Below are 12,817 nucleotides of genomic sequence, written 5' to 3'. Positions count from 1 at the left end.
GGACAGGAATGTTGGCTTCAAGTTCGGCGCGGGGATGCGTTACCGCCCCCCTCAACCGGGGACTGTAGCATCAAAAATCACGAGTTGCAGTCGAAGACGAGAGCGTCAGAGCATTTCCGTTTTTCTCCGAATCGCGGACACTCTCTAATGCTTTTCCGCAATCCCGGACGGAAAACCACACTCATCCCGCGCTGGCGTCAATCGCCGGAATAGCGCTCCTCGAGCCACGGATCGCCCCGCATGTGGTAGCCGTTCCGCTCCCAGAAACCCGCCGAATCGGCTGCGCGAAAATCGATGCGCTGCAGCCATTTGGCGCTTTTCCAGAAATAGAGATGCGGGACCACCAGGCGCACCGGCCCGCCATGGGCCCGCGTAATCGGCGCGCCCTCCCAGGCGGTCGCGAGGATCGCATCCTCGGCGGCAAAGTCGGCGAGCGGCAGGTTGGTGGTGTAGCCGTCAAAGCTCGTCAGCATGACAAAGGCGGCCTCCGGCTTCGGCATGACGCGATCGAGAAGATCGCGCGTGGATACGCCACGCCAATTGTTGTCATAGCGCGACCAGGTCGTCACGCAATGGATGTCGGAGAGGCTGTCGCTCTGAGGCAACGCCTGGAAGGCGTTCCAGTCGAGCGAGAGCGGGTTCTCGACGAGGCCGGTGACGTCGAGCCGCCACGTCTCGTGGGTCAGGTGCGGCTGCTGCCCGAGATCGAGAACCGGCCAGTCCCTGACGAGATGCTGACCGGGCGGCAGGCGGTCCGTCTCCGGACGGGCAATGCGGCCGGTGAGAAACTTGCCGTCGGCCGCCCAGCGGCGCTTCGTGGAAGTCAACTTGGTTTCCGGCGCCTGTGTTTCGTCGGCCACGACTGCTCTCCCCTCATGTTTCCTTCGATCGTATCGCGATTGACGGAAAAAAGCATGCAGCAGATCAAAGCGCTACAGCCGAGCCGCCGGCGATGTACGATAGCGGAAAGAATTCGCGTGCCGATACCGGCCGGTCAACTGCAATTTCCCGGGGGAAGTGGGAGGACAATCATGCGCACTCAGGTCGTCATTATCGGCTCCGGGCCTTCGGGGCTCCTGCTCGGGCAATTGCTGACGGGAGCGGGGATTGCCAATGTGATCCTCGATCGCGCGACCAAGGATCACATTCTCGGCCGTGTGCGCGCCGGCGTTCTGGAGGAAGGCACGGTGCGGCTGATGGAGGAGGCGGGCTGCGGCGCCCGCATGCATGCCGAGGGCCTCCCGCATGACGGCTTCTCACTCGCCTTCGACGGGCGCGACCATCGCATCGACCTCTTCGGCCTGACTGGCGGAAGGAGGGTGATGATCTACGGGCAGACGGAACTCACCCGCGACCTGATGGACCATCGGGAACGGGTCGGGGCGCTCTCGATTTACGAAGCGGCGAACGTCATGCCGCGGGATTTCGACGGGCGGACACCGCATGTCGCCTATGAGAAGGACGGGATTGCGCAGCGCATCGACTGCGACTTCATTGCCGGCTGCGACGGCTTTCACGGGGTGAGCCGACGTTGCCTGCCGGAAAGGGCCATCCGCAATTTCGAGAAGATCTATCCCTTCGGCTGGCTCGGCATCCTTGCCGACGTGCCGCCGGTCGATCACGAACTGGTCTATGCCAACCACCCGCGCGGCTTCGCGCTCTGTTCGATGCGCTCGCACACGCGCAGCCGCTATTACATCCAGTGCCCGCTGGAGGAGAAGATCGAGGACTGGGACGATCAGCGCTTCTGGGACGAATTGCGCCGCCGCCTGCCCGCCCATCACGCCGAGCGCGTGGTGACGGGTCCCTCCTTCGAGAAGTCCATCGCGCCGCTCCGCTCCTTCGTCGCCGAGCCGATGCGGTTCAACCGGCTGTTCCTGGCGGGTGATGCCGCCCATATCGTTCCGCCGACCGGCGCCAAGGGCCTGAACCTTGCGGCGAGCGACGTGCACTATCTGTTCGAGGGATTGCTCGAACACTATCGGGACCGCTCGAATGCCGGCATCGACGCCTATTCGGCCCGCGCACTCGCCCGCGTGTGGAAGGCGGTGCGCTTCTCCTGGTGGATGACCACGATGCTGCACCGCTTTCCGGAGACCAGCGATTTCGACCAGCGAATCCAGGAGGCGGAACTCGATTATCTCACCCACTCGCGCGCGGCGGCGACCGCGCTCGCGGAGAACTATGTGGGGCTGCCGTTTTGAGGCCGCGCGCAAACTCCCTGGACGCTACTTGCGCGCGGATACCGGCTCTGCTCGACTGCCGCCGGTGAGGCAGCCGCCAGGGAGGGTGCGATGGGGCTTACGCTACGCCAGATCGAAGTGATCCGGGCGGTGATGATCGCCGGCACGATCGCCGGCGCGGCGCGTCTGATGAATGTCGCCCAGCCGGGCGTCAGCCGGACGATGAAGCATATCGAAAGCGCGCTGGGGATAAAGCTCTTCGTCAAGAAAGCCGGGCGTTACGTGCCGACCGACGAAGCGCGCGACATCTTCGCCCAGCTCCAGGAGGTCCATCGCAAGGTCGACGACCTGCAATTTTCCATCCGTCAGTTGGAGCGAGGACGAGGTGTGGAACTCGCGCTCGGCTCGGTGCCGAGCATTGCGAATGCGATGATGCCGCAGGCCATCGCCGGGCTTATGCGGCGCTACCCGGACATCCGCATCAATTTCGATATTCTGAGGATAGAGGAGGCGATCGATTACCTGTTGCTCGGCAAGGGAGAGCTGGTCGCGATGAGCTATCATCTCACCCATCCCTCGATCACGTTCGAGCCCCTGTCCAAAGGGCACCTCGTCTGCATCGCCGCCAGGGAGCATCCGATTGCCGGCCGGACCGAAATTTCCGCCCGCGAGATCGCCGCGCATCCGCTCATCGGTATCGACCCACGCGATCCCTACGGGGCGATCATGGCGGGCATATTCGAGAGGGAGAAGCTCGAATATCGCACCCCGATCAGGGCGCGTTTCGGCACGACGGTTTGTGCGCTGGTCAAGCGGAATCTCGGCATTGCGGTCATCGACGCCTTTACCGTGGGCGGTATCGCCGACCAGGAAATGGCCGTCATTCCGATCAGCGAGGATACGGAGTTCCAGACCTATGTCGCCTATCGCGCCGACGCCGCGCTCTCCAGCTATGCCGAGCGGCTGGTCACGACGCTGCGCCGCGTCATGGATGATTCGACGCGCCGTTCGCGCGGCGGCCGAGATACATAACAACAGGGTATGGAGGACGAAAGAAACGGTATTTGCGGTATAGATAGGAAGTGACCATCATCCTTCGGCGCGTCGCCTTTTTGCGGACGCAAGCCGGCCCTGCCACGCGGACCGGCAAAGGACGAGGCCGGCGAGAGGAGATCGGCATGAAGACCTCGATCGCGACCGTTTCCATCAGCGGCACTCTTTCGGAGAAGCTCGCCGCCGTCGCTGCGTCAGGCTTCGATGGCGTGGAGATATTCGAGAACGATTTCCTGACCTTCGACGGCTCGCCGGCGGAGGTCGGCCGCATGGTCGGCGATCACGGCCTGGAGGTGACGCTTTTTCAGCCGTTCCGCGATTTCGAAGGTCTGCCGGAACCGCACCGGTCGCGTGCTTTCGACCGGGCGGAGCGCAAGTTCGACGTGATGCAGGAGCTTGGAACGGAATTGATGCTCGTCTGTTCCAGCGTTTCCCCGCTCGCATTGGGCGGCATCGATCGCGCTGCCGACGACCTTCGGGAACTGGGCGAGAGGGCGGCCAAGCGCGGCTTGCGCGTCGGCTACGAGGCGCTTGCCTGGGGCCGCCATGTCAACGATCATCGGGATGCTTGGGAAATCGTGCGGCGGGCGGACCACCCGAATATCGGGCTGATCCTCGACAGTTTCCACACCCTGTCGCGCAATATCGACCTGCGGTCGATCCGCTCCATTCCGGGGGACCGCATCTTCATCGTTCAGCTCGCGGACGCGCCGCGAATCGACATGGATCTGCTTTATCTCAGCCGCCATTTCCGCAACATGCCCGGCGAAGGCGATCTTCCGGTCGTCGATTTCATGCAGGCTGTCGCCGCGACCGGCTATGACGGCGCCCTATCGCTCGAAATCTTCAACGACCAGTTCCGGGGCGGATCACCCAGGGCGATCGCCGAGGACGGACATCGTTCCCTGGTCTACCTGATGGATCGGGTGAAGCGGCGCGAACCGGTCGCGAAGAGCGCGGAGGCAATGCCCGACCGCGTCGAGGTGCTGGGCGTCGAATTCGTGGAGTTCACCGCCGATCGGGCAGAGGCGGAGGCGCTCGGGTCGCTTCTGGGAACCATGGGTTTTCACGCGGTTGCCTCACATCGCGAGAAATCGGTGGCGCTATGGCGCCAGGCTCGCGATCGTGGAGGCGTAAATATCGTCATCAACACCGAGCAGCATGGCTTCGCTCATTCGAGCTACCTGGTGCACGGGGCATCGGCCTATGCGATCGGCCTGAAAGTGCCCGATGCCGCGGCCGCCGTCAAACGCTCGGGCGCGCTCGGGGCCGAAATATTCCGGCCCGAGGCAAACGAAGGCGAGGGGGCGATGGCCGCAATCCGCGGCATCGGCGGCGGCTTGATCTATTTCCTGAACGAGGCCGACGACGTCTGGTCGCGCGAGTTCGTGCGGTCGGGAAAGGCGCCTCAGGGATCATCGCCCCTCGTCGCCATCGACCATGTGGCGCAATCCATGCAGGCGGAGGAGCTCCCGAGCTGGCTGCTTTTCTACACGTCTATCCTCGATGCCGACAAATCGGCAGAGGTCGATATCGTCGATCCTGCCGGTCTGATCCGCAGCCAGGTCGTGGAGAATGCGAGCGGGACGCTCCGGCTGACATTGAACGGAGCGGACAACCACCGCACGCTGGCAGGCCACTTCATAGCAGAGAGCTTTGGCTCGGGTGTCCAGCATGTGGCCTTCCGCACCGACGATATCTTTGCAGCCGCCGACCATATGCGCCGGAGCGGCTTTCGCCCATTGGCAATCTCGCGCAACTACTATGACGACATCGAGGTGCGGTTCGGGCTCGAACCTGACTTCGTCGATCGACTGAGGGAGGAGAGCATCCTCTATGATCGCGATGAGGAAGGCGAGTATTTCCAGATCTACGGCCCGACTTATGGAGAAGGCTTCTTCTTCGAAATTGTCGAGCGGCGCGCCGGCTATCGCGGCTACGGCGCAGCCAACGCGCCCTTCCGCATCGCCGCTCAGAAGCGCTCGCTTCGACCCGCCGGAATGCCGGCTCTTTAGGGTTGGCGAGGGGTTCAATTCCCCGGGTGCTACGCCGTCCTCTTTGCTTCCGCAGCCATCGCCGTCCCCGCCGCCTCGCGCAGCGTCTGCATCAGGATCGAGAGCGGCAGCGACGGGATAGCGTCGGTCCGCATGGTAAGCCCGACGGGTCCCCTCGTCTCGCTCGTGTCGACCGGCAGCGCCGCCAACACGCCATCCGCGATATCCGTGGCGACGACGCCCGCCGATATGATCCAGATGGCGTCGCTGGAGCGAACGAACGCCCGGCCGAAGGAGTCGGAAACGGTCTCGATCTGGTTCGCAAGGCCGGCGATGCCGTTGGCGATCAGGAAATGCTCGACGAAGGGGCGGATGATCGAGGCGCGGGTAGGCATCAGCACCGGATAGTCGCTCAGATGCGCGAACACAGACTGCTTGCCGGAGATGAGCGGATGTCCGGCGCGCACCGCGAAGACCACCTGTTCCGAGTAGAGATGCTCGAACGAGAAGCCGGTCATCTTGTCCGGAGCGGCGAGCCTGCCGACGACGAGGTCGAGATCGCCCACGCGCAATTGTTCGAGAAGCACTGCGTTTTCACCGGTGACGATCTTGATGCGTGCGCCGGTCTTCTCTTTCAGGAAGAGTGCGATGGCGCGCGGCATGATGCGGGTCGAAACGGTCGGAAGCGCACCGACGCGGATCGGCGGGCCTTCGCCGGACCGCTCCTGCGAGACGGAATCCAGGCCTTGGCGCAACGCCGTCAGCGCGGCGCCTGCATGGCGCAGAAAGACCTCGCCGTAGCGCGTGATCTTGATGCCGCGCCCCTCGCGCTCGAAAACCGCGACGCCCAGAACCACCTCGAGTTCCCGGATCGTCTTGGTGACCGCCGGCTGCGTGACATGCAGGAGTTCGGCCGCCTTCACCACGCTCTTCTGGCGCGCGACCTCGACAAATGTCTGCAGATGGCGAAACTTAACGCGAGCGTCGATCACGGATCGCATAACCCTCTGGTTAAGGGAAAGCCACGAAATATCATTTTACCTAACCAGATGAAACATCCAATTTGACGACGGAGGAGAGCTGCCGTGCAATTCACCCGCATCAACGACGTCACGATTCACTATCGCGTGGTCGGCGCGGTCACGGAAAGGCCCGCGCTCGTCTTCATCAACTCGCTCGGCACGGATTTCCGTATCTGGCGCGATGTCGTCCTCCGACTGGCCGGCGATTTTACCATCGTGCTCTATGACAAGCGTGGTCATGGGCTGTCCGATATCGGCCAGGTTCCCTATTCCATCGAGGACCATGCGACCGATCTCGCCGGGCTCCTCGATCGCCTCGCCGTGAAACAGGCGATTGTTTGCGGACTTTCGGTCGGCGGTCTCATCGCGCAATCGCTCTACGGCCGCCGCCCCGACCTCGTGCGGGCGCTCGTGCTTTCCGACACCGCCCACAAGATCGGCACCGCCGAGTTCTGGGACGCCCGCATCGCGGCGATCGAGGCGCATGGCATCGAGGCGGTCGCCGACGGCGTGCTCGAACGCTGGTTCACCCCGGCCTTCCGGCGACCCGAAAACCTCGCCTTCACCGGCTACCGCAACATGCTGGTCCGCCAGCCGGTGCCGGGCTATGTCGGCACCTGCGCCGCCATTCGTGACGCCGATTTCACGGAAGCCGCGGGCAGGATCGCGGTTCCGGTGCTCTGCGTCGTCGGTGACCAGGACGGTTCGACGCCGCCCGACCTGGTCCGCTCGACGGCCGATCTCATTGCGGGCGCGCGCTTCGAAGTGATCCGCGGAGCGGGACATATCCCCTGCGTCGAGCAGCCGGAAGCCTTGACGTCGGTGCTGAAACGCTTCTTCCGATCCGTGTTGTCTGGAGGCAAACCATGAGCGATGCCCTTGCGCCTTCCGGGCGCTACCGACAGGGAATGGCGACGCGACGCGCCGTTCTAGGCGACGATCACGTCGACCGGGCGGAGTCGGCATCGACCGATTTCGACCGTCCTTTCCAGGAGCTGATCACCGAGGCGGCATGGGGGCATGTCTGGTCGCGTCCCGGCTGGACGAAGCGGGAGCGGTCGATCGTCACCATCGCCCTGCTCGCCGCCCTCGGACAGGACGAGGAGGTGGCCATGCATGTCCGCGCCACGGCCAATACCGGGGCGACGCGCGAGGATATTTGCGAGGCACTGCTGCATGTTGCCATCTATGCAGGCGTTCCGGCGGCCAATCACGCGATCAAGATCGTCAAGCAGGTTTTTGCGGAAATGGATGCCGGCACGGCTGCTCGATAAGGGCGAGGGAGAAGGACGATGTCCGACAATCAAAATGGCAGACGGAAGGGCCAGCCCGAAACGGGCGCCTTTTTCGCCCGCGACCGCGCCTGGCACCCGCCGGCCTTCGCGCCCGGTTACAAGACCTCCGTGCTGCGTTCGCCGCAGAAGGCGCTGCTGTCGCTCGACGGGACCATATCCGAGATCACCGGCCCGGCCTTCGGCCATTCGATGCTTGGCGAGCTCGACAACGACCTGATCCATAACTTCGCCAGTCCCGGTGAAAGCGCGATCGGCGAACGCATCATCGTCCATGGCCGCGTCCTCGACGAACGCGGCCATCCGGTTCGGGGTGTGCTCGTCGAGTTCTGGCAGGCGAATGCCGGCGGACGCTACCGTCACAAGAAGGAAAGCTATCTCGCGCCGCTGGATCCGAATTTCGGCGGCTGCGGCAGAACGATCACCGACGAGGAAGGCCGGTACTGGTTCCGCACGGTCAGGCCCGGAGCCTATCCCTGGCCGAACGGCGTCAACGACTGGCGGCCCGCCCATATCCATTTCTCGGTCTTCGGCCACGGTTTCGCCCAGCGCCTGATCACGCAGATGTATTTCGAGGGCGATCCGATGATCTGGAAATGTCCGATCGTCGGCACGATCCCCGACCGCCGGGCGATCGAGCAACTGATCGCGGCTCTCGACTGGGGTAACACGGTGCCCATGGATGCGCGCGCCTACAGGTTCGACATCGTGCTGCGTGGCCGCCGCTCGACCTTCTTCGAAAACAGGCCGGAAGGGAATTGAGGAGGCACCGATGGTTCAGGATCCAGGCACCCTCAAGGAAACGGCGTCGCAGACCGCCGGGCCCTATGTCCATATCGGCCTGACGCCGAATTTCTGCGGCATCGGCGGCGTATATGATGGCGACCTCGGCGCTTCGATGGTCAACGACAAGACGCTCGGGCAGCGCATCACCGTGACCGGTCGCGTCATCGACGGCGCCGGAATGCCGCTCAGGGACGCACTTCTCGAAATCTGGCAGGCGGACGCAGCCGGGCTCTACAATTCCCCGTCGGAGCTGCGCGGTACGGCGGACCCGAACTTTACCGGCTGGGGACGCTCACCGACGAGCGACGAGGACGGCGTCTTCGCTTTCGAGACGGTGAAGCCGGGCCGCGTTCCATTCCACGACGGCCGGCTGATGGCCCCCCATGTCAGCTTCTGGATCGTCGCGCGCGGCATCAATATCGGCCTTCACACGCGCATGTATTTCCCAGACGAGGCGGCGGCGAATGCCGAAGATCCGTTGCTTGCCCGCATCGAGCACCACCACCGGGCCAAGACGCTTGTCGCGGCGGGTCAGGCGCCTAATTATGTCTTCGACATTCATCTCCAGGGCGAGAAGGAAACGGTCTTCCTGGATATATGATCGTTCGGCAGCCCGCCCCCCGCGTTGCCGCATGCGTGTGAGGCTCCCTTCGAATCGAAGGGCGCGAGAGCTGGAGATGCGGCATGACCTATTCGGCCTTCGATCACCCCTATCTTTCCGGTCTTCTGGGAGACGAAGCAGTGGCGGCGGAATTCTCCGTCGTCGCCGATGTTCGCGCCATGCTGGCCTTCGAGGCGGCGCTTGCGCGTGCCGAGGCGCGCCACGGCGTCATCCCCGAGGCGGCCGCCAATCGCATTGCCGAGGCATGCCGTGGCTTCTCTCCGGACGTCGGCGCCATGCGCCGGGCAACTGCCATCGACGGTGTCGTCGTTCCCGAGCTCGTGCGGCAATTGCGCCGGGCGGTCGGCGAAGAGGCGGCGGAACATGTCCATTTCGGAGCCAGCAGCCAGGACGTGGTCGATACCAGCCTCATGCTGAGGCTGAAGGCGATCGCGGAACTTTTCTCCGGCCGGATCGGCGACGTCGTGACGGCGCTCGAAGCTTGCGGGAGGCACTGGGGCGAGCGTACGCTGACCGCCCATACGCGGATGCAGCCGGCGATCCCGATTACAGTGGCCGACCGCCTGCGGAGCTGGATCGAACCGCTGTTCGACCATCAGGACAGGCTGGATGCCACGGGAACGGACATTTTTACGGTGCAGTTCGGAGGAGCCGCCGGCACGCTCGAAAAGCTCAAGGGCAAGGCCGACATCGTCCGCGCGACGCTGGCGGAGGAACTCGCGCTGGTCGACTGCCCGCAATGGCACAGCCAGCGCCTGCCGATCGCTGATTTCGCCCACCTCCTGTCGCTCGTCACCGGCAGCCTCGGCAAGTTCGGTCAGGACGTGGCGCTGATGGCGCAGGCGGGAGACGAGATCGTGCTTGCCGGCGGCGGCGGCTCCTCGGCCATGCCGCACAAGCAGAACCCGGTCGCCGCGGAGGTGCTGGTGACGCTCGCCCGCTTCAACGCGACGCAGATTTCCGCCATCCACCAGTCGCTGGTGCACGAGCAGGAGCGGTCGGGCTCCGCCTGGACGCTCGAATGGCTGGTCCTGCCGCAGATGGTCGGCGCTACGGCGGCCGCATTGAGGCTCGCCGCCGAGCTCGCCGGCAATGTCCGGCGGCTGGGGCGGGTGTGAGGTAGATTCCTCACGCCTCGACCAGCAAGGCGACAGGGAAGTCCCGCAGGATGTCCGCCAAGGCGAGAAGAGGCCGAGGCTCGGTGACGCCGCCGGTCAGGAGATTGCACATGGGCTTGAACTGGCAGCCCTCGGGCAAGGCGAGGAAGGCGTTTCGCCACAGTTCCGGACGGATGGACAGGCGGCCGTCGACCGTCTGGCCGAAGACAAGCCGCGGAACGACTGTGAGCGCAAAGCCATTCCTGCCGCGACGTATGAAAGCGGCGGCGTGACGGGCGCCCGGTCCTTCGACGCGCACCGCGCGATAGTCGCCTCTTCCAAGACAATCCGCGCCGCGCCCCCGGCGATAGTTCAGGCCTATGGAGATCAGCGTCTGCTTGCAGTCCTCGAAATCGCCGATCGCCGGCGCTTGCGGCAGCCGGGAAGGCGAGGGGCGCGGTGAAAAGCCGCGGCGGTTGTCGGGATCGACGAGGGAAAGGTCGACGCGTTCGCTGCCCTGATAGATATCGGGAATGCCGGGCGCGGTGAGCTTCACCAGCGTTTGCGAGAGGCTGTTGATCAGGCCGGCATGGATGAACGGTGCGGCCGTTTTCTCGAAATCGCCGAGGAAGGACCGGTTCCGGCGATCCAGGAGATCGCCGAGAAAGGCCTTGATCGCTGCTTCATAGCGCTCGTTCGGATCGTCCCAGCTTGTCCTGAGCTTTGCCTCCCGCAGCGCCTTCACGGCGAAATCGACCATCCGCTCCTGCAGAAAGATCAGGTCGTCTTCGTCCCCAAGCGGCGCGATGGGCCAGGCACCGAGGAGGCTCTGATAGAGGAATTGCTCGACCGAAACGTCCGGTTCCTCGCCGGCCGGGAGTCGGCCCATGTTTTCCGCACTCATCCCCTGCCAGCGGTCCACCGCTGCGGCCCAGACGTCCGGTGCCTCGCTGATGACGTGCAGCCGGGCGCGCGCATCTTCACCCCGCTTGGTGTCGTGCGTGGAAGTCGCCGACAGGCCGTGCGGCATCCGGCTTGCGCGATCCTGCATCGTCGCATGAAAGCGGCCGACGCCGCCGGGCGTCCATAAGGGGGAGGCACCCACCTCGTTCGCCGCGAGGTAATCGCCTCTCCGATAGAAGAAGGTATCCTCGACCGCCTTGGCCATGACCGCGCCGCTCAACTGCTGAAAGCGCGTACGGAATTCAGACCGCAGCTTGCCGTCGGCCGAGTCGATCGGCAGCCTGAGTGCGGGAACGATCGCTGCGATCTCGGCGCCGACGGCGGGCGCGCGCGCCGCTGCCTTCGCTGCGGCTGCGTCGAGGATGTGGCTGTCGCGCGCTCCGGCCCCCCGGTCGCCGACATAGGTCCGATAGACGGGCAGTGCGGCCATCAGCTGGGAAATGGCCTCACCGGTCCGCTCGTTCTGGTCCGGATCCCCATCGCCTGCGAAGCGAGCGGCCAGTCCGGTCAGCCGCCGGACTTCCGTTTTGAAATTGCGGCTCAGGACCTGGAGCTTGCATCCCGTGACCGCCTCTTCGGCCGCCGATCGCCTTTCCTCGCTCGAAAGCCACGAAGAGGGAGTGTCGTCGGAAAGGAGATCCGCGAGGGCCGATATGAACTCGTAGCCCGTGGTTCCGTCGACCGGCCAGTCGGACGGCAGCGTTTCGTTCTCGCCGAGTATTTTCTCGACGACGATATAGGTGCCGTCGCCGGCCTCCCGGCGGAGCCGGTCGAGATAGCCCTTGGGATCGGCCAGGCCGTCGATGTGGTCGATCCTGAGCCCATCGATCAGGCCTTCCCGGACCAGGGCGAGCGCAAGCCGGTGGGTATCCGTGAAGACCGCGTCATCTTCTACGCGCATGCCGATGAGGCCGGCGACCTCGAAAAACCGCCGGTAGCTGAGCTTGTCCCGGGCCGTCTGCCAGCTCATCAGTCGCCAGGATTGCCTCCGATGCAGCCGGTCGAGTGTGTCTGCGGAGAACCGGGCGAGACATTGGTCGAGCTCGGCAGCGAGCGATGGCGTCGCGACGACAGAGGCGATTTCCGCGTGGAATTGTGCGGCGGTGTTCCGTTCGGCCGTGCCGGCGACAGCCGCGAGCCTTTCGAGCACGGCATTGCCGTTGCGCGGGATCGCCGCATAACTGGCGGGATTGAGCGGATAGAGAGCCTCGTAATAGCGGAGCGCCAGGCAGCGGCGCTCGTGGTCGTATGCAAGGCGCAGATTGCCGGCTGCGACCTCTTCCTCAAACGAGCGCCCGAGGAAGGGGAGCGTAAGCGGCTCCCGCCAGTCGACGTCGAAATAGTGGGCAAATTCGCTAAGGCGGCCCCATTCGATCGCGCTGTGCCACCGGTCATTCTCGAGATGCGCGGCCATGTGGTTCGGGACGATGTCCAGAATGAGACCGAGTCCTTCGGCTTTCAGCGCATGAGCGAGCCGCACGAATCCGTCGTAGCCGCCCAGGGCCGGGTCGATCTCGTTGTAGTCGACGATGTCGTAGCCATGGGTTGACCCGCGGACCGCGGTGAAAACGGGCGAGGCGTAGAGGTGAGATATGCCGAGCCCGACGAGGTGCGGGATCAACTCCACGGCTTTTGCGAAGTCCATCCCGTTGCGGAATTGGAGACGGTAGGTTGCGTCGGGCAGATGCATGGCGGTCTTGCACTTGTCTGGCGGTAACACCGCGGCCGGTGCTTTGTTCCCCCAGGGAAGCCTCGAAAGCAAAGTCTTCTTGTTCGCGCATCGGGAATAGAACGGCGTTCCTTTA

Annotated in this window: 11 protein-coding genes; 8 read left to right on the top strand and 3 right to left on the bottom strand. The window is 64.4% G+C overall.

The window, feature by feature from the left end; all coding sequences use genetic code 11:
• Positions 1-197: 197 nt before the first annotated feature.
• Positions 198-860, bottom strand: coding sequence for a sulfite oxidase-like oxidoreductase (locus AC5J09_RS10340; RefSeq protein ID WP_100671208.1), 663 nt, complete (start codon positions 858-860; stop codon positions 198-200).
• A gap of 171 nt (positions 861-1,031) precedes the next feature.
• Between AC5J09_RS10340 and pobA the strand changes: the two genes are divergently transcribed.
• The 3 genes from pobA (at position 1,032) to AC5J09_RS10325 (ending at position 5,251) form a co-directional block, all read left to right on the top strand.
• A complete protein-coding gene (gene pobA / locus AC5J09_RS10335) occupies positions 1,032-2,204 on the top strand; it encodes a 4-hydroxybenzoate 3-monooxygenase (RefSeq protein WP_440852461.1) in 1,173 nt (390 codons plus the stop codon).
• Between the two features lie 90 nt (positions 2,205-2,294).
• Positions 2,295-3,215 carry a LysR family transcriptional regulator gene (locus tag AC5J09_RS10330; protein ID WP_494297553.1) on the top strand — a complete coding sequence of 307 codons (921 nt, stop codon included), beginning with the start codon at positions 2,295-2,297 and terminating at the stop codon, positions 3,213-3,215.
• A 146-nt stretch (positions 3,216-3,361) separates the two neighbouring features.
• Positions 3,362-5,251: a bifunctional sugar phosphate isomerase/epimerase/4-hydroxyphenylpyruvate dioxygenase family protein gene (locus AC5J09_RS10325; protein ID WP_494297552.1), complete on the top strand. Its 1,890-nt coding sequence runs from the start codon at positions 3,362-3,364 to the stop codon at positions 5,249-5,251.
• A gap of 29 nt (positions 5,252-5,280) precedes the next feature.
• Here the strand turns inward: AC5J09_RS10325 and pcaQ are convergent, their stop codons facing one another.
• Positions 5,281-6,222: a pca operon transcription factor PcaQ gene (gene pcaQ / locus AC5J09_RS10320; protein ID WP_494297551.1), complete on the bottom strand. Its 942-nt coding sequence runs from the start codon at positions 6,220-6,222 to the stop codon at positions 5,281-5,283.
• 93 nt (positions 6,223-6,315) lie between these two features.
• Between pcaQ and pcaD the strand changes: the two genes are divergently transcribed.
• The 5 genes from pcaD (at position 6,316) to AC5J09_RS10295 (ending at position 10,070) form a co-directional block, all read left to right on the top strand.
• A complete protein-coding gene (gene pcaD, locus AC5J09_RS10315) occupies positions 6,316-7,122 on the top strand; it encodes a 3-oxoadipate enol-lactonase (protein WP_275599466.1) in 807 nt (268 codons plus the stop codon).
• Positions 7,119-7,526 (top strand): 4-carboxymuconolactone decarboxylase, encoded by a 408-nt coding sequence (pcaC, locus tag AC5J09_RS10310; protein ID WP_018096140.1) that lies wholly within the window; start codon positions 7,119-7,121, stop codon positions 7,524-7,526. Before pcaD ends, pcaC begins: the two co-directional genes overlap by 4 nt.
• Before the next feature lie 18 nt (positions 7,527-7,544).
• A complete protein-coding gene (gene pcaH / locus AC5J09_RS10305) occupies positions 7,545-8,306 on the top strand; it encodes a protocatechuate 3,4-dioxygenase subunit beta (RefSeq protein WP_440852457.1) in 762 nt (253 codons plus the stop codon).
• A gap of 10 nt (positions 8,307-8,316) precedes the next feature.
• Complete coding sequence (pcaG, locus tag AC5J09_RS10300) at positions 8,317-8,931, top strand: protocatechuate 3,4-dioxygenase subunit alpha (RefSeq protein WP_275599463.1); 615 nt, start codon at positions 8,317-8,319, stop codon at positions 8,929-8,931.
• A gap of 83 nt (positions 8,932-9,014) precedes the next feature.
• The gene (locus AC5J09_RS10295; RefSeq protein WP_494297550.1) at positions 9,015-10,070 is read left to right on the top strand and encodes a 3-carboxy-cis,cis-muconate cycloisomerase; all 1,056 of its coding nucleotides are present in this window, start codon (positions 9,015-9,017) and stop codon (positions 10,068-10,070) included.
• Positions 10,071-10,080: 10 nt separating this feature from the next.
• On the opposite strand, the gene AC5J09_RS10290 is transcribed toward AC5J09_RS10295, so the two are convergent.
• Positions 10,081-12,702 (bottom strand): malto-oligosyltrehalose synthase, encoded by a 2,622-nt coding sequence (locus tag AC5J09_RS10290; RefSeq protein ID WP_494297549.1) that lies wholly within the window; start codon positions 12,700-12,702, stop codon positions 10,081-10,083.
• Positions 12,703-12,817 lie beyond the last annotated feature (115 nt).

It is taken from the genome of Sinorhizobium sp. (assembly GCF_059070375.1).
The sequence above is the reverse complement of the archived record's forward strand: the minus strand, read 5'-3'. Positions and strand labels throughout refer to the sequence as shown.